Genomic DNA, 17,451 nt, shown 5'->3' on the forward strand with positions numbered 1-17,451 from the left:
TTATCGACTGCGAACAATAAACGTGTCCGGAACCTTTTCGGTGCGTTTTTTGTTTGTACAGAGTGACTGCCGACAAAATTCAACTATCAGAAAGAGGGATCCCTTTGAAAAACCAATTTAAAAAACTTATCTTACTCACCTTAATGACAAGCGTTGCTTTGACTGGTGGAGTTGGAAGCGTCTTTGCTCAAGAAGCAGTGTCAAATGCCAATCCTCAAGCTTACGAAGCCCAGCAGAACAAAGAAGATGCCAAGTATTCGAAGAAAGTTATGAAGGCAGTTCGAGTCGGTTTGGGTGTGGATGATAAGTCTACCCAAGCCGACGGCGTAATAGAAACGATGCCAAAAGTGAAAGTAATGGACTACTATTTAGCGTCATTTGGCAAAAAGGTGAAAGGCCAAGAAGTTCGTTTGGCTGTGGAAGAGATTTTTGACATCGATTTAAACTATGTATCGAAAATGGACTATGGCAGCAAACTGGCAATCTACCCACCGGCAGTTATGGAAAGCTTGCGCGTTTCCTTAAACGAGGAACCGAAATCCACTTTGCAGGACGCACGAATTATGGCTATGACGAAGAACCAGGTAATGGACCGCTACATTAAAGAACGGGATTATTCACTCACTGGTGAAGAAAGCCGCACCCTGATCAATCAAATCTTTGGTGTTAATTTGTCCGGTATTTCTAACCTGGAATATATGCAAATAGCGATTAGCTCTAAAGGTCAATGGATTGTGAAAAGCGATAAGGATTTATTCGTGCTGGAATCCAGTTTGGATGATGTCGACGTCTCTATTTATACAACACCGTACTTTAAAAGTGTGACAGGCAGCGACCAGCTTCCGGAATCCCTGAAAAACAAATTGGCGAACATCGGATTTACTTACAATGAAGAAACGAATCTTCTGTATTACAAGAACCCGACAGGCGAATCTGTTCCGGATGCCTTTAAAGGCCAAGTGATTGGGATTCTGATCGGCACGATTGTGACAGAATACAAGAACAGATATTGAGACAGAAATACAACGCCCTCTTTAGGCTGCTTGAGCCCCAAACTTTTTAGGAGCCAGGCAGCCTTTTTTGGCGGGAGGCTGCAACGGCGAATGTGTAGGATGGTGTCCTCCAGGCAGATTGGTTTTTATTCGACAATCAGAACCTAACGTGCAGGAAAACCGACTTTCCTTATCGAATGTACTGCTAACTTATCTATTCGGACCAAAAGAAAGGAGAGCGGAACAGATGAAGAGCGTCGCAAAGATCTTTTATGTGAGTGCTGCTTTGTTGCTGTTGGCAGGCTGCGGTGAAGAGGATGCGCCGATCATGGACGCTTCAAAAGCAAGGGGGGAACCGGAGGAAAGCGTACCGGCAAATGAGGAAGAAACAGCAGAGGACCTTTCGACAGAAGAAACCAATTCGGAAGATGCCTTATCCGCGTATTCCAGCGAGGAGATTGAATACGCCAGAGTGTGGCTTCAGCTTGGGCCAAATCAGGAAATAGACGGCTTGTACGCCGAGACCATCCCGGCAGGCACGCCGCTCAATCCCGACGATGACACGAGCGCCGCTTATCCGGAAGATGTCATTCAACTGGCGGGATCGCGCTTGGTGGACGGATCTGTGACATACAGCGGCAACGGAGACGGCACAATCAATCTGTATAATGTGCCATTGCGTTGGGACGGTGAATATCCTGCCGGTGAGGATTTCTACAACGACATTATTGAAAACACGGAGTTGGTGGCGATCGATCCGGGGGATGAAGAGAAAGTCATCCGCTTTATAGAGATACTGGAGTTTGAACCGTGAGTGGATGAATTTTTTCTGAGCAGTGAAGCAAGTCTTCTGAACAACCACAGCAGCCATATGCCTTACTGGGAATTTATCCTCTGGCTCGCATTAATCGCCTCCCTGACAGTTCTTATAATTAAGTTGAACGGCACTGCATGGAGAAAAAGCAGCAAACAGCACAATATACATGGAAAATAGAGAACCCCAATCATCCGGCAAATTACTGGCTGATTGGGGTTCTCTATTTTATACTTGCACAGAGCAGCGCCCGAAGTGGTTGATAACTGATGATTCTTAAGTTCACCACATGTAGTCGGTTCTTTTTGTGAAATAAAATACATAAATAACTATTTATACATTTCTTTTATAAGGTAGAATGATAGGGAGAATAGTAAAATTTTTGGAATGTAAACACCTAAATGTTTTTCAAAAGAATATTAGATGAAATTCCTGTTTATTATAAGCTGATGCGTCAATAAGGCATAGAATGGAGGCTCGGTTCATGGAAAAAGAACAAACCAGGTATTCCCGGTTGGCCCATATCACAAAATTGATCAATACAAAACTTGAATTGCGTCCATTGCTGGAACACGTTATTACTGCAATATCCGAAGAAGTGGTGCGATGCGATTCTGTCGGCATCTACTTGCCGCAGGAAGACGGGAAATTCCGCGGATATGTAGGGAAGCCGGAAGTCATCAATGGCATGACACTCGACATGCATGTGGTGGATACAGAGTATGATTTATTGGCAAAAGAAGTCATCGAAACACAACGGACCATTTACATCCCAAATACGGCAAAAGACAATCGCCCGGATCCGAGGGCAGTCGCAGGGTTCGGAATCAAGTCGCTGCTCGCTCTTCCGGTTTCCTATGAGGGAGAATTGTTTGGTCTTGTTTTCCTGTTTGACTACGGCATCCCGATGGACCTGACAGCAGATGAAATACAAACGGTGGAAGCCTATGTAAACATGGCTGGTGTAGCGATCCGCAACGTCAAAAATTTAAAACGCAAAGAAAATCTGTTGTCTGAGAAACAGCTGCTTTTGGATTTGACGCGGGATTTATCGTTGAGTTCTTCGATGTCCGCTGTCATGGATAAATGCTTCCATTATATCGGCACTGTACTGAAAAACGATAATATTGGTGTGCATTTATTGGACCCGCTGGCAGGCTCAAAAATCAAACCGTCCAATTTAAGCGCGAAAAGTGAATGGGAAGAAGAAGAATGGCTGGAAAAGCATACTGAGTTGGCATTTGACCCTTCAAACGATCCCGTATTCGATGCTGTGGTCCGCACCAAAAAACCGCTGCATATACCAGACGTAACCAAAGATGAGCGGGTCAACCAGGAAGTCTGCAAATCATTCGGGATTGAAGAAATGCTGATGCTTCCTTTTGTATCAATGGGGGAAGTGTTGGGCGCCTTGGTTCTGGTGAATTTCGATAAAAACGATCAGTTTTTTCATAAATCAGACATAGAGTTGGCTCAATCCATCGCAGACGCGACGGCTTCAACACTTGCCAACCTGCTGTATATGGAGAAACAGGAAGTGCTGATTGAAGATAGAACATCCGAAATTCTCTTAAAAAACAATGAATTGGAACTGGTGGTCACCCAGCTCGAGAATATGGGGCGGGAAAAAGAGCTGATTTTGAATTCCGTGGAAGAAGGGATTTTCGGTCTGGATTTGGAAGGGAAAATCACGTTTTGCAACCGCGCTGCAGATTTCATATTGGGCTACAGCAAAGGCGAACTGATCGGGCAATCGTACAAATTGCTCTTGAATAAAGACGAAGATTTGACGGGAACCACCCTCTCTTTAAAAGAGGACCTCAAGTTCCGTAAAAAAGACGGTGCTGATTTTTCGGTCGAATATGTGGTTTCTTCCATAAAAGAGAACGGCAACATCATCGGAGACGTGGTGACGTTCCGCGACATCACGAAGAGAAAGCAATTGGAAAACGAAATCAGCCACCTGGCTTATTACGATCACCTGACAGATTTGCCAAACCGGATCTTGCTCAATGATTTCTTGAACAAGGAAATCGACAAGGCAAAAGTCTCTGGCTGCAAAGTGGCCGTTCTGTATTTGGATTTGGATCGCTTTAAAATCATCAATGACAGCATGGGCCATAGTTATGGAGATGCTATTTTACAGGATGTCGCCAATCGCTTAAGCCGCAATGTACCCAAAAAAGCATTTTTATCGCGCCAAGGCGGCGATGAATTCACCATCATACTGCCAGGATTTAACAGCGACAACGATGTATTGCATCTGGTCGATAAACTGGTGGAGTCGTTTGCTGAACCGTTTTCGCTGAAAGACACGGAAGTCCATATCAAAACCAGCATCGGGATCAGCCTGTTTCCTAAAGACGGCGATACAGCGGAAGTGCTGATCAAAAACGCAGATGCAGCCATGTACAAATCGAAAGAAAAATCCGGCACGTACCACCATTTCTTCCAAAGCGATATGAGTGACCGGAATCTGGAGAATATTTTCCTGGAGAATGCGTTGTACAAAGCGTTGGAAAATGAAGAACTTTGCATTCATTACCAGCCGCAAATCGACAGCAGAACCAACAGCATCATCGGCGCAGAAGCATTGCTTCGGTGGAATCATCCGACAAGAGGGATGGTATCCCCGATTGACTTTATCCCGACTGCGGAAGAAACAGGCTTGATCGTGCCGATTGGCAAATGGGTGCTCCTCAATGCCTGCAAACAGTTGAAAGTCTGGCATGCCCAAGGATATTCCCATATGACGGTTTCCGTGAATCTGTCCGGCAGGCAGTTTGAAGAAGATGACCTGTTGTCCATGATTGAAAGCATCCTGGTGGAAACAGGGATTCCTCCAGAATGCCTGCACATCGAACTGACGGAAAACCAGATTTTCAAGAACACCCATGTGACCTTGGAAAAAATGAGAGAGATCAAAATGCTGGGCGTCAAAATATCATTGGATGATTTCGGCACAGGCTATTCGTCGTTGGGGTATTTGAAAAACTTCCCGATCGATACGCTGAAAATAGACCGTTCTTTCATGTTCGATATATTAACAGACAAAGACAATGCCGCGATTACGAGTACCATCATCACACTCGCCCAAAACTTGGACTTGGATGTTATTGCCGAAGGCGTCGAGACAAAAGAGCAGCTGGATTTCCTCATGGCCAGAAGCTGCTTCAACATCCAAGGGTATTACTTCAGCAAGCCCTTGGATGCAAAAGCATTGGATGAATTTATGAATCAAATCAGCAACAAGAATCGATTTTGAACCGCTTTGGTGATTTAGTTCCTATAGAACAAAAAGATTGGACAGGATCTCTGTCCGATCTTTTTTTGTATAGAACAAAACTGGCATAAGAGAAGATCCCGTAAATAATCAAATATTTTCAATTTATATGCACCAAAGAAGGAAAATAAGGTAGCATAAGAAAGGTAGTGAAAATTCAAACAAAGGGGAGTCAGAAGATGAAAGGAATTATCCGTTTTTCCAATAATTTGATGGAAAGATATTTGCCCGATCCGTTTTTATTCGTTATTATCTTAACGCTCGTTGTGTTCGGAATGGGCTTGGGATTGACCGGTTCAACGCCTGTTGAAATGGTCGCCTTCTGGGGTGAAGGATTCTGGGCGTTGTTAGCGTTCTCCATGCAGATGGTGCTCGTTTTGGTTACCGGATTTGTATTGGCAAGCAGTCCGATTTTCAAAAAAGGACTTGGCAAACTCGCGAGCTTTGCGAAGACGCCGGGCAGCGCAATCATTTGGGTAACCTTGGTGTCACTTGCTGCGAGCTGGATCAACTGGGGATTTGGGTTGGTTATCGGTGCATTATTCGCAAAAGAGTTGGCGAAGCGAGTCGAACATGTCGATTACCGGCTGCTGATTGCAAGCGCTTACTCCGGATTTCTGATTTGGCATGCCGGGTTCTCGGGTTCGATTCCGCTGTCGATTGCGACAGACGGCCATCCATTCTTTGATCAAATCGGCATCATTCCGACTGGAGAAACGATTTTTGCCAGCTATAACTTGATCATCATTGCAGCATTAGTTATCATCCTTCCATTATTAAACCGTTTGATGATGCCGAAAAAAGAAGAAACCGTTGTCGTCGATCCGAAAGTGCTGGTGGAACCTGTAGTCGAGGAGCAACCGGCGAAAGCGGATATGACGCCGGCAGAACGGCTGGAAAACAGCTGGATCCTGTCTGCAATCATTGGTATTCTCGGAATTTCGTTTGTCGCTTATTACTTTATTCAAAATGGTTTTGCCTTAACACTCGACTTAGTTAACTTTATGTTTCTGTTCCTTGGGATCCTTTTCCACGGAACGCCGCGGAGATACTTGGTTGCGGTTCAAGAAGCCGTCAAAGGAGCGGGCGGCATCATCATTCAGTTTCCGTTTTATGCGGGCATCATGGGGATGATGACAGCTTCCGGTTTGGCAGCCGTCATTTCGGATGCATTCGTCAGCGTTTCTACCGCAGAGACCTTCCCGCTTTTCGCCTTTTTAAGCGCAGGACTCGTCAACTTCTTCGTCCCTTCAGGCGGCGGACAGTGGGCAGTGCAAGGACCGATCATGTTGGAAGCAGCTGAAATGCTCGGCAGCGACACCGCGAAAGTCGCGATGGCTGTAGCATGGGGAGACGCCTGGACGAATATGATCCAACCGTTCTGGGCATTGCCGGCACTGGCAATCGCCGGCCTGAAAGCTAAAGACATCATGGGCTTCTGTCTCATTGTGCTGTTTGTCAGCGGAGTTGTGATTGGGCTTGGGTTGTTGTTTTTGTAAGTGAAAAAAGTTATGAAAAAACACCGATCAACCAGCCCTTTGCTGGTTGATCGGTGTTTTTGAGTTTCAGCTGAACATATTAATAGAAGTGATGATGATCGGCATCGCGAACACATCAATCAGGAAAGCACCGACGATCGGAACGACCAGGTAAGCTTTCTGTGAATGCCCGTATTTCGACGTGATGGCATCCATATTGGCCATGGCATTCGGTGTAGCACCGAGGCCGTGGCCGGTAAAGCCGCCGACCATGACGGCAGCGTCGTAGTTTTTGCCAAGCAGGCGGAACAGCACGAAAATGCCGAACAAGGCGATAAAGACGACCTGCACAAAGATGATGATGAATAAAGGCAACGCGAGATCAGCGATTTCCCAAAGCTTGATGCTCATCAATGCCATGGACAGGAAAATACTCAGCGTGATGTCCCCGATAATGCCGATGGTTTTCATCTCGATGATCGAGTCGTTGAACCGGTCCAGAATGTTCCGGACGATGACCGCAACAAACATGGCGCTGACGTAGTTCGGCAACGCAAAGTCTGTCACGCTCGTAAACCAGTCTCCAAGATAAGAGCCGACTGCCATACACAATCCGAGAATGAATAACTGCACCATGAATACCCGGGAAGTGATCGGCGAAGCAACAGAAGATAAAGGATTGGAAGATTTGGAAACAGGCACATCCAAGGGTTCATCTGACTGAAGGTTGTTTTTATTGATCAAGTATTTGACGATCGGTCCGCCAATCAATCCGCCGGCGACAAGCCCGGCAGTTGCGGCGGCCAAGCCGATCGATAAGGCCCCGTCCACGCCCATTTCTTCAAGCGTCGTTCCGAACGCCGTCGCGGCTCCATGCCCGCCTTCCATGGAAACGGCACCTACCATGATGCCAATCAACGGATCCAGGTTCAATAGGGAAGCAAGCGAAATCCCGATAGCACTTTGGACAAGTGCCAAAAACCCACAGGCGAGCCAGTAAATCACCAGCAGTTTCCCGCCGATTTTGATCAAGCCGAAACTTGCACCCAAGCCGACTGTCGTGAAGAACACCAGCATGAACAGGCTTTGAAGAGATGTATCGAGCGTGATGCTGACAATGTCGAAGCCTCTTAAAGTAGTCAGGATAAAAGCCAGTAAAAGGCCGCCGACTACCGGGGCTGGAATGCAGTACTTGTCCAGAATCTTGATTTTTGAATTCAGGTAAGAGCCGACCATGAAAACGGCGATTGCCAGAAAGATGGTCGTTACTTGGTTCAGTTCCAACGTCATCAAATCACTCCTCTTTTTCAACCTTCATTGTAAAGCTGTCCATCACTTCAGCCACCAGGTAGGCGGCCAGTTTAACGGTTCTTTGCTGCTCGTCCAAAGCGGGATTGACTTCGGAAATATCAAAGCTTTTGACGTTCTGTTTCGCCACGATATACCGAAGCAGTTTGCATACCATCACCGGATCCATGCCGAGCGGAGCAGGAGCGCTGACCCCTGGCGCCGCCGAAGCGCTGATCGAATCGGTGCACAAAGTCGCCAGGACGATGTCGTACTGGGCACAAAACGCATCAATCGTTTTGACCGCTGCCGGCATATCGGATAGATTCAGTTCTTCCGCCAGCATGTACTCACAACCAAGCGACTCTGCTTTCTTGAACAAAGCCTGTGTGTTGCCGAACGTCTGGATGCCGAGGCACAAATAACCGGCATTCGGATAGTCTTCAAGAATCTGCCGGAACATGGTGCCGGAAGACGGCTGTTCTGCTTCCCGGAGATCGAAATGTGCATCGATATTAATCAATCCGATTTTGGCGTCAGCCCCGGCAAACCCGCGAACGCCGAGGTAATGGCCATATAAGGTTTCGTGTCCGCCGCCTAGGATGATGGGTGTCGTTGACTTTTCCAGAAGCTGTTGGACAGTTGTCCCCAGCTCCTGCTGTGCCTCTTCAAGTGAAGACCCAACGCAAACAACGTTGCCGACATCAAAGATTTTTTGGTTGGCATCAAAATTATAAGGAAGGGAAGCAAGGCTGCTGCGAATGGCATTTGGTGCTTCGACAGCGCCAAGCCTTCCCTGATTGCGCCGAACGCCTTCTTCGCATTCAAAACCCACTACAGCTAATGCTGACGGTTCTTCCGACAAGTCATCCAGTGCACAGGTCTGCACCGCTTGGTGAAACCGGAAACTGTCCCGATCGGTGCTGCTATCGATACGCCCTTGCCATAATTGGCTGTCAGGTAATTTATACATGAAAAGCACCCCTCAAATGAAATGATTATTATTTCAGAAATAACTGTATTTTTATTGTAGTTAGGTTACTCTATAATTACTAATACCAATAATCTATATTTTCATAGTTACTAACTATAGAAGAGAGGTGCGTTATGGATATTAGATTGCTGAGATATTTTATTGCCATAGCTGAGAGCTCGACGTTTACAAAGGCCGCCGCCAGCCTGCATATTGCCCAGCCTTCACTGAGCATTGCCATCAAAAAGCTGGAAACGGATATGGGGCTGGTGTTGCTGGACCGCAGCATGCGGGAAATTTCGCTGACCAAAGAAGGACGGATCCTTTACGAGGAAGCCAAAAAACTTGTGACCCATTTCGAGCATGTCGAAAAAGAACTCAAGCGGCTGAAAGCCCAAGGGCCGATGGAGCTGTCGATCGGCATCATCGAATCCGCCAAGTTCTGGATTCCGAAAGTATTGAAGAGAATCAAGGAAGAGTTTCCCGATGTCCACATCGAGATCATCGAAGTGCTGGGGCTGGATGACATTAACCGGGCGCTGAATAATTTCGATATCCACTTTGCCATCACCAACCAGCTGATTTCCCGAAAAGAAGTGGAAGCCCTGCCGATCTACCGGGAGAACTTTGTGGCATTGCTGCCGCCGGGGCATGCACTGGAAGCACAACAAGAGATCCGGATAACCGATCTGAAAGACGAAGCCTTCATCATCTTTAAGGAAGGCTTCCAAACGCGCGAGGACATCCTGAACGCTTTCCGGCAAGCCGGCATAAAGCCGAACATCCAGTTCGAAGTCGAGCGCTTCGAAACCGCCTGCAGCTTTGTCGAAGAAGGCCTGGGCGTCACGTTCGTCCCCGAAAACTACCTGAAAGCTTCCACAATCTCTACGTATTCCATCAAACCGATAAAGGATTCAACGGTGTCCCGTACCGTTTATCTGGCTTTTGATACGAATCGCTACTTGCCGCCGTTGGTGATGCGGTCGATGTATTTGATCCAGTCTTTTTTTGAGGGGATGGAGGATTTGGGGAAGTGAACAGAGTCATTATGAAAAGGAATCGTACATAGAATAAAACCCTGTAGTTTTTTTGAACTGCAGGGTTTTTTAAAAAGATTAAGTGAGTTTATTCTGTTTAATTATCGTCTCTTCTTTGTGATGAAATTATATAAATTATTATAGAAATTTGAAAGGGTTAGGGTATCATTTATCAATCCGAATCATAGCTGAAAAAAAGATGGTCAATCAGCTTTCTCAGCTGGGATATAAAAAAGTCCAGATTCTTCCCATTAGGATTTAATTGCGAAAATGCTATATAAACCTGCTAAATGTTATGGTATATTAACATTTAAATAGTACAAATGAAGTGTTTTTGTAGGAGGTAAAGTCCTATTAGTGTGTGTGAATAGTTTGATGGGAAATCAATTCCAAATTTTCATTATTAGAAAGGAGCGTGTACTTATGGGAAAAGGTAAAAAGATGTTATCGGCTGCTGGATTAATTGTTCTTTTAAGCGGTTGTGGGGAAGAGGCTGTCGAGACAGATGAACCTGTGCTTGAAGTGACAGAAGAAGTCGAAGCTGCAGAGACAGAAAAAGCTGAAACAGAAGAAAAAGTAGAGGCTGAGGCAGCAGAAAAAGAAGCAGCAGAGGCTGAAGAGAAAGCAAAGGCTGAAGCAGAAGCGAAAGCAACAGCAGAAGAGGAAGCGAAAGCCGAAGCAGAAGCAGCAGAACAAGCTGAAGCAGAAGCGAAGGCACTAGCAGAAGCCGAGGCAAAAGCCGAAGAACAAGCAAAGGCCGAGGCTGAAGAGGCCGAACGCCAAGCAGCAGAAAATGCTGGCTCAGCTTCACAGCAACAAGCGATAGGTATGGCTGAAGAATATATCGAGTATACTGCGTTTTCGCAAAGCGGCCTTGTCGAGCAACTGGAGTTCGAAGGTTTTGATAACGCGGATGCAACATACGCCGTAGAACAAATCGATGTAAATTGGAGCGAACAGGCAGTGAAATCGGCTGAAGACTATATCTCCTATACGCCCTTTTCACAAAGTGGCTTAGTCGAGCAATTGGAATTTGAAGGCTTTAGCAACACGGATGCAACTAACGCGGTAGGAGAGCTAACGGTGGACTGGAGCGAACAAGCCGTATTGGCAGCCGAAGACTATATAGAGTACACTTCTTTTTCAAGATCTGGATTGATCGAACAATTGGAGTATGAGGGATACAGTAATGCAGATGCTACTTATGCAGTGGGCGCCATAGGACTTTAGTGAAAATAGTATAGTAAGGAGTTGCTGCCTTACCGCTAAGCCGTTTAGAACAGCAGCTCAAAATCAAATAAAAATAAGTTTAAGAGACCTCTAAATAACATTGTTATTAGTGGTCTTTTTTGATGCTTTGAATTAGTGATTTTGAGATCCGGCCACTACTGTAAAAAATTCAAAAACGTCAAACCTCTAAGCTATTACAAGCATTATTTATGCTTAGAGGTTTCTTTAGCTTGAAGACAATAAGCTGCGAATCTGTCATCAGCAAATAGGTGCTTCGTCTATATTAATTTCTCCACTTTCTCCATCTATAAAATCAATGCCCTTTTCACAATTCTCTTTGTTCTTCCATTCAATAATGTATCTACCATTCTCATAGCTGACCGAAAGGATATCTACTGTTCCGAACGTTTCCTCATGACTCTGCTGAACAAGTTCTATTGCCTCAGCTTCAGTAATCTCCGGATTCGTGTTGGAACAACCGCTGAAGATGAGAAGGAATACGAGTAGGGTTCCAATACTGGTTTTTTTCATTTTGTTCACCTCTTATTAGGTAGACGGGCATGCTAGAAAAAATGTTACATGGAAACTTAGAATCAATAAAAAAAAGATTTAAAAGAGAAAAATGATAATATTGTAAAAATATTTCGTTTATTCAACTTAGAACAGTAAAATAGTGGTAATATATTTGTATCGAATATCCAGATTTAGAGAGGAGCACCCCATGATCATCTACAACGAAAGCTCTTCAAAGTTCATCAACCACGTACTGGAACAGCGCATCGAATCTGTGCTCCTTGAAAAGGTGCAGGAAAAGATGAACCATTCCGTGTCGCCAAGCGAAATCCGTTCATGGACCAACTCCTTGCCGCAAATGGCCAAGATTTTGCGAGACGCCGACTTGAAAGAAGGTACCCACGTACTATTGGAATACAAGCTGCCTTCCACCGAAAAGCGCATTGATTTCCTGATTACCGGGGAAGACAAGACCAGCCGGCAAAACGCGGTCATCGTTGAACTGAAGCAATGGAATAAATCACAGCTGGCGGAAGGAGACGGCATCGTCAAAACCTTTCTGGGCGGCCGAGAACGCGAAACCGTTCATCCGTCCTATCAATCGCTGTCCTATAAACGTTATCTGGAGAATTTTAACGAAGCCCTATACGAAGATACATCCATCAGCTTAAGCTCCTGTGCTTATCTGCATAATTACATACCGAACAAACTGGCAGAGCCTTTGCTCAATGAACGCTATACGAGCTATGTCGAACAGTCTCCAATCTATTTCCAATTTGATGACTTGCTGTTGCGGAAACGAATCAACGATGCGGTATCTGAAGGGAAAGGCACGGAAATCGCCCGGAAAATCGAAGAAGGGCGTATCCGACCTTCCAAGAAGCTGGTGGAAGCCGTCAACTCCTTATTCGAAGGAAACGAAGAATTCATTCTCCTCGATGAACAAAAAGTCGCTTATGAGAAAGTGTTGTCGATCTATAACGGCATGGATTTGGAAACAGACCAGAAGCACACGATCCTCATTAAAGGTGGACCCGGAACGGGCAAATCGGTTATCGGTTTGAACTTGATGAACTTTCTGTTAGGCGAAGAAGCGACCATTGAGTACATTACGCCGAACCAATCGTTCCGCGAAATCCTCCGGAAGAAACTGATCGGCCGGAGCGGCTTTGTGGAAATACGGAGCCTTTTTAAAGGTTCTGCGTCGTATGTGGAAACGCCTTTGAATTACTATGACGTTCTGGTTTGCGATGAAGCACATCGACTGAAAAACCAGGGGCATATGAAACGCAAAATCGAAGGCGAAAACCAGGCGACTCAAATCATCCGCTCCAGCAGAGTAAGCGTCTTCTTTATCGATGACGAGCAGGTTATTTCGAATAAAGACATCGGCAGCTTCAATCTATTGAAAGAAGAAGCCGAAAAGCAGAACTCCACGGTCCATGTCGTCGAACTCGATTCACAATTCCGCTGCGCCGGTTCAGGCAATTACTTGGAGTGGCTCGACAATGTCCTTTACGACCGGAAGCAGGACATTCAACTGGACGGGGACTTCGACTTCCAAGTCGTCGATTCTCCGCATGAGCTTTACGAAAAGGTAGTCAAAGAAAAAGGCGGCCGCCTGCTCGCCGGCTATGCGTGGGAATGGAACACCAAAAGAGTGGATGGAGAGCTGCCGAAAGATGTTGTGGTGGAGGTTCATGACTTCGCTATGCCATGGAACGATCCCGCCCGCATCGACTGGGCTATCCATCCGGAAGGTTCCGAACAAATCGGCTGCATCCATACCGTACAAGGACTTGAAATGGAATATGTGGGTGTCATCATCGGCAATGATCTGACTTATAATACAGAAACCCAATCGATTGAAGTAAAGAGAGAGAACTTTAAAGATAAAGGCGCCAGACCGGCTAAGCCTAAGGGTAAGTATGAGGTTGACCCGCTTGATCAGTTGGTGAGGAATACTTATAAGACGTTGATGACGAGAGGTATGAAGGGTTGTTATGTTTATTGTGTTGATGAAAAGATTAAAAAACTTTTTATTACTAAGTAACAGAAATATTTTGACTGAAAGAGAATTAAATGTATAAATATGGAATATTTAAATTTGATATATTTTGAGGTGTACAATATTGGAAACAGAAATTAAAAATAAATTGTACCAAGATGTGCAATCTTTCTTTAGTAAAAATACGGTATTGATTATAGGTTCAGGACTTTCATGTGCTGAGGGATTGCCAGGTATGTGGAAATTGGCAATGGAATTAATAGAAGAAGTACCAAAGAGAATAAAGAAAGAAAGTATAGATGAATGGAATAATATTCAAAATGACTTGTTAGATAGCAATGGAAATTTAAAAAAGGAAGCTAATTTGGAGGCTACTTTACTTAAGTTTCCACCAAATGAAGATATTGAAGCTGTAATTAGAAAAGTTACAACTGACTTAATAAAACAAGAAGAAAAAGATGTAATTATGAAAGTTGTAATTGGAGAAAAAAATTTGCGATTTTCATCCTTTATCAAAAAATTTTCAATCCCCGATAGTGGATTAAGTATAATTACGACCAATTATGATAGGTTGATTGAAATTGCAGCAGAAGTGGAAGGAATACCAGTTGATAATCTTTTTTACGGTAAAAATATTTCTCAGTTAGACGAAAAAAAAAGTCAAATGAGTTTTTGTGAAAGGATAGATCGTAGTGGAAGATCTACGAAAAGAGTATTCACTCCGAAAATTCTAATATATAAACCACATGGATGTTTAGGTTGGTATATGTATAATGAAAATCCTATACACTCATCTCATGATTTGGGCTTAGAGAGGTTACTAATAACTCCTGGTGCTAATAAGTTTCGTAGTGGTTACGAAAAACCGTTTGATCTTCACAGAACAAAGGCAAATAATGCGATTGACAATGCCTCAAAAATCATTCTTATTGGCTACGGATTTAATGATGAGCACTTAGAAACGCATTTAAAACCTAAAATTTTATCTAATACAGCAACTTTAGTAATTACACGTGAGCTAAGTGAAAACACAAAGAAAATAATTAATGGAAGAGATAACGTTATTGCTTTATCTAATTTCAATAGTGAACAGGAAAATGGAACAGAGGTTTTTTACAAAAATAAAACATATAAGATTTGTGGGATTGATTTATGGGATGTAGAAAAATTAATAAAGGAGGTATTTTAAAATGATAGCAGAAGTTTTAACTTTAAATGAAGAGAATAAAATAGGTAAAGTTATTAGTGTAGACACCTCGAATATTATAGTTAAGGTCGATAACCATATGATTATGACGAAATTAAGTATTGGTCATATCATGGCAGTAAAAGGAAATTACGAACACGAGAAACTAATATGTATAGTTGAAAAAGTTACCCGCTCACAATTTGAACTAGTAGAAACGGAAGAAGGAGAAGAAGAAGATATAGAATCTAACACTAATGATTTAATTAGAGCGACGCTTATAGGTACTTTTAAAAGCGTAGACGGTTTAAAAAGAAATGTATTTAAGAGAGGAGTAAGTCTTTTTCCTAATGTAGACAGTGAATGTTTTTTAGTGAACGGTGATAACTTGGAAAGGTTTATGAATATTTTAGGTAATGAAGTAAAGGAGAATCAAAAATTAGTCGTAGGGAATTTCGCTAACGATACAAATTCACTAGCCATATTAGATGGTGACAAACTTTTTCAGCGCCACGCTAGTATTTTAGGAAGCACGGGTTCAGGAAAAAGTTGGTGTGTGGCGACTATTCTTGAGAAAGCAAGCGAGTTAAAGTACCCTAATATTATAGTTTTTGATATGCATGGCGAGTATTCCCCTCTAACTAAAGGAGAATCAAAAATTGCAGAAGGCTTTAAAATTGCGGGAGCTGGGGATTTAGATAAAAATAATAAAAACATAATCTATTTACCTTACTGGCTGTTAAATCGGGAAGAGATTCTATCTACCATTCTTGATAGAAGTGATAGTAATGCTCCAAATCAATCTTCAAGATTTACTACTCATCTAAAAGATTTAAAGCTAAAAAATATTGAAGAGGAAAGTGTTAAAAAGTCTTTTACTGTTGATTCACCGGTGCCTTATTCATTAAACAAATTAATAGAATTACTAAAAGAGGATGATACGGGTACAAAGAAAGGTGCGGCGAATAAAGATGTTAAGGGAGATTGGAATAGCAAGCTTACAAGGTTTATTTCAAGATTAGAAACAAAAGTAGAAGATAAAAGATATGCTTTTTTATACAATCCGAATGAGGAATGTAATACATATGATTGGATGAATAAATTTATCTTTAATTTACTTCATGTGAGTGATGAGAAAAAGGGCATCAAGGTTATTGATTTTTCAGAAGTACCTTCTGACATTTTGCCGGTAGTTACCGGTACGTTAGCAAGAATACTATACGACGTACAGTTTTGGATGAATAATGAGAAAAGGACGCCTTTCACTCTGCTCTGCGATGAAGCCCATTTATATTTACCAACTAAAGATGAGGCAGATGCAGTGCAGAAACAGGCGTTGTATAATTTTGAGAGAATTGCAAAAGAAGGACGTAAATATGGAGTTTCGTTGTTTGTTGTTAGTCAGAGACCTTCAGATGTGAGTAAAACCATATTGAGTCAATGTAATAATTTTATTGTATTACGTTTAACTAATGATCGTGATCAAAATGTAGTCAAAAATTTAATGCCAGATTCACTAAAGGGCGTCACAGATTGCCTACCTATTTTGGATGTAGGAGAAGCACTTGTTTTGGGGGATGCTATATTATTGCCAAATAGAATAAAATTACATGAACCTAATCTGAAGCCTGAAAGTAATACAGTAAACTTTTGGAAAGAGTGGGATGCTAATCAGCCAAATGAAGAAGAAATAAAGAAAGCAATTAAAAACATGAGAGCCCAAGCAAGACTATAAAAAAGATATCGAAGTTAGTAATATAGTTTTCTTTAAGTTAATAAGTGAGGAGAAATAAAATGAATATGGTCCCATATTTTCAGTCTATTTCCAATGAACTATCATCTTTACAACAAAGAGTGCGGCATTTAATGGACGATCCGCATTGGGTAACTGACGGTGAATGGAAAGAATCAGTTTTAAGAAATATTTTAAGGAGATATTTACCAGAAACAATTAAAGTGGGAAGAGGATTTATATATACAAAAAATCAGTGTTCCACCCAAATCGATGTCCTTTTGTACGATTCTTCTTATCCGATTATTTTCAAAGATGGTGACTTAGTATTTGTCACTCCAGATGCAGTAAGGGGAATTATAGAAGTTAAATCAAAAATAAATACACAGGATCTATCTCGAGTTTTTTCTAAGCTAGCTTCAAATGCTGAAATAGTGAATAGAAATATCTTAAGTGACAAGCGACCTTGTTTTACGGGGTTATTTTCTTTTGAAAATAATAATGTAAGAGAAGCTGCTTTATTAAAAACCTTAAATGATGTATGTGCGGGGAATATAAACAAAGTAATCACACATATTTGTTTAGGTACTTGTACTTTTGTAAGATTTTGGACTAATTCTCCTGAACGTCAAAAGAATATATGGCATTCCTACGCTTTGGAAAAATTGGCACCAGCATATTTTATTACTAATGTATTAGAATCGGTTTCTCCGAGTTCAATTAACACCAATAGTAGTATTTGGTTCCCTTTAGAGAATAAAGAAATCAATAGGAGTGGAACAAAAGAGTTAAAAGTTAACGGGAATTAAGAATAAATCCTAAAAAGACTGCATCCAATGTTGAAGGTAATTCAAGACATCCTATAATACTGCATAATAAATGTTTTTGGCAAGTAAAAAATGCAGTGAATGGCAGTTA

13 protein-coding genes are annotated in these 17,451 nt (G+C 42.7%); 10 read left to right on the forward strand and 3 right to left on the reverse strand.

Features of this window, described 5'->3' with window-relative positions:
* Positions 1 to 104 precede the first annotated feature (104 nt).
* The 4 genes from GJB59_RS13100 (at position 105) to GJB59_RS13115 (ending at position 6,588) form a co-directional block, all read left to right on the forward strand.
* Positions 105 to 1,013, forward strand: a complete 909-nt coding sequence (locus tag GJB59_RS13100) for a hypothetical protein (RefSeq protein ID WP_236015678.1) — start codon at positions 105 to 107, stop codon at positions 1,011 to 1,013.
* A 226-nt stretch (positions 1,014 to 1,239) separates the two neighbouring features.
* Positions 1,240 to 1,806: a YdeJ family lipoprotein gene (locus GJB59_RS13105; RefSeq protein ID WP_142830811.1), complete on the forward strand. Its 567-nt coding sequence runs from the start codon at positions 1,240 to 1,242 to the stop codon at positions 1,804 to 1,806.
* Between the two features lie 484 nt (positions 1,807 to 2,290).
* Positions 2,291 to 5,071 carry a sensor domain-containing phosphodiesterase gene (locus tag GJB59_RS13110; protein WP_142830812.1) on the forward strand — a complete coding sequence of 927 codons (2,781 nt, stop codon included), beginning with the start codon at positions 2,291 to 2,293 and terminating at the stop codon, positions 5,069 to 5,071.
* A gap of 197 nt (positions 5,072 to 5,268) precedes the next feature.
* The gene (locus tag GJB59_RS13115) at positions 5,269 to 6,588 is read left to right on the forward strand and encodes a short-chain fatty acid transporter (protein WP_142830813.1); all 1,320 of its coding nucleotides are present in this window, start codon (positions 5,269 to 5,271) and stop codon (positions 6,586 to 6,588) included.
* Positions 6,589 to 6,654: 66 nt separating this feature from the next.
* Here GJB59_RS13115 and gltS read toward each other — a convergent pair whose 3' ends face one another.
* Positions 6,655 to 7,857, reverse strand: coding sequence for a sodium/glutamate symporter (gene gltS / locus GJB59_RS13120; protein ID WP_142830814.1), 1,203 nt, complete (start codon positions 7,855 to 7,857; stop codon positions 6,655 to 6,657).
* A gap of 4 nt (positions 7,858 to 7,861) precedes the next feature.
* Complete coding sequence (gene hutG / locus GJB59_RS13125) at positions 7,862 to 8,827, reverse strand: formimidoylglutamase (protein WP_142830816.1); 966 nt, start codon at positions 8,825 to 8,827, stop codon at positions 7,862 to 7,864.
* 134 nt (positions 8,828 to 8,961) lie between these two features.
* Here hutG and GJB59_RS13130 point away from each other — a divergent pair, with 134 nt between their 5' ends.
* Positions 8,962 to 9,864 (forward strand): LysR family transcriptional regulator, encoded by a 903-nt coding sequence (locus GJB59_RS13130; RefSeq protein WP_142830818.1) that lies wholly within the window; start codon positions 8,962 to 8,964, stop codon positions 9,862 to 9,864.
* Between the two features lie 423 nt (positions 9,865 to 10,287).
* Positions 10,288 to 11,094 (forward strand): Ltp family lipoprotein, encoded by an 807-nt coding sequence (locus GJB59_RS13135; RefSeq protein ID WP_142830820.1) that lies wholly within the window; start codon positions 10,288 to 10,290, stop codon positions 11,092 to 11,094.
* A gap of 258 nt (positions 11,095 to 11,352) precedes the next feature.
* Here the strand turns inward: GJB59_RS13135 and GJB59_RS13140 are convergent, their stop codons facing one another.
* Positions 11,353 to 11,625: a hypothetical protein gene (locus GJB59_RS13140; RefSeq protein WP_142830822.1), complete on the reverse strand. Its 273-nt coding sequence runs from the start codon at positions 11,623 to 11,625 to the stop codon at positions 11,353 to 11,355.
* A gap of 190 nt (positions 11,626 to 11,815) precedes the next feature.
* Here GJB59_RS13140 and GJB59_RS13145 point away from each other — a divergent pair, with 190 nt between their 5' ends.
* The 4 genes from GJB59_RS13145 (at position 11,816) to GJB59_RS13160 (ending at position 17,342) form a co-directional block, all read left to right on the forward strand.
* Entirely contained in the window at positions 11,816 to 13,660 is a 1,845-nt protein-coding gene (locus GJB59_RS13145) for a DUF2075 domain-containing protein (protein WP_142830824.1), read from the forward strand.
* A 79-nt stretch (positions 13,661 to 13,739) separates the two neighbouring features.
* Positions 13,740 to 14,804: an SIR2 family protein gene (locus tag GJB59_RS13150; RefSeq protein WP_142830826.1), complete on the forward strand. Its 1,065-nt coding sequence runs from the start codon at positions 13,740 to 13,742 to the stop codon at positions 14,802 to 14,804.
* Position 14,805: 1 nt separating this feature from the next.
* Positions 14,806 to 16,536, forward strand: coding sequence for an ATP-binding protein (locus GJB59_RS13155; RefSeq protein ID WP_142830828.1), 1,731 nt, complete (start codon positions 14,806 to 14,808; stop codon positions 16,534 to 16,536).
* Between the two features lie 59 nt (positions 16,537 to 16,595).
* Complete coding sequence (locus GJB59_RS13160; protein ID WP_142830830.1) at positions 16,596 to 17,342, forward strand: DUF6602 domain-containing protein; 747 nt, start codon at positions 16,596 to 16,598, stop codon at positions 17,340 to 17,342.
* Positions 17,343 to 17,451 lie beyond the last annotated feature (109 nt).

The sequence above is a fragment of the Planococcus soli genome, assembly GCF_016881065.1.
Lineage (GTDB): Bacteria > Bacillota > Bacilli > Bacillales_A > Planococcaceae > Planococcus > Planococcus soli.

What these genes read in the sequence shown, in the direction of transcription:
- GJB59_RS13160 (WP_142830830.1), top strand. Translation starts at nt 16,596, where the DNA reads ATGAATATGGTCCCATATTTTCAGTCTATTTCCAATGAACTATCATCT.
- GJB59_RS13110 (WP_142830812.1), top strand. Translation starts at nt 2,291, where the DNA reads ATGGAAAAAGAACAAACCAGGTATTCCCGGTTGGCCCATATCACAAAA.
- gltS (WP_142830814.1), bottom strand. Translation starts at nt 7,857, where the DNA reads ATGACGTTGGAACTGAACCAAGTAACGACCATCTTTCTGGCAATCGCC.
- GJB59_RS13130 (WP_142830818.1), top strand. Translation starts at nt 8,962, where the DNA reads ATGGATATTAGATTGCTGAGATATTTTATTGCCATAGCTGAGAGCTCG.
- hutG (WP_142830816.1), bottom strand. Translation starts at nt 8,827, where the DNA reads ATGTATAAATTACCTGACAGCCAATTATGGCAAGGGCGTATCGATAGC.
- GJB59_RS13105 (WP_142830811.1), top strand. Translation starts at nt 1,240, where the DNA reads ATGAAGAGCGTCGCAAAGATCTTTTATGTGAGTGCTGCTTTGTTGCTG.
- GJB59_RS13155 (WP_142830828.1), top strand. Translation starts at nt 14,806, where the DNA reads ATGATAGCAGAAGTTTTAACTTTAAATGAAGAGAATAAAATAGGTAAA.
- GJB59_RS13140 (WP_142830822.1), bottom strand. Translation starts at nt 11,625, where the DNA reads ATGAAAAAAACCAGTATTGGAACCCTACTCGTATTCCTTCTCATCTTC.
- GJB59_RS13145 (WP_142830824.1), top strand. Translation starts at nt 11,816, where the DNA reads ATGATCATCTACAACGAAAGCTCTTCAAAGTTCATCAACCACGTACTG.
- GJB59_RS13135 (WP_142830820.1), top strand. Translation starts at nt 10,288, where the DNA reads ATGGGAAAAGGTAAAAAGATGTTATCGGCTGCTGGATTAATTGTTCTT.
- GJB59_RS13115 (WP_142830813.1), top strand. Translation starts at nt 5,269, where the DNA reads ATGAAAGGAATTATCCGTTTTTCCAATAATTTGATGGAAAGATATTTG.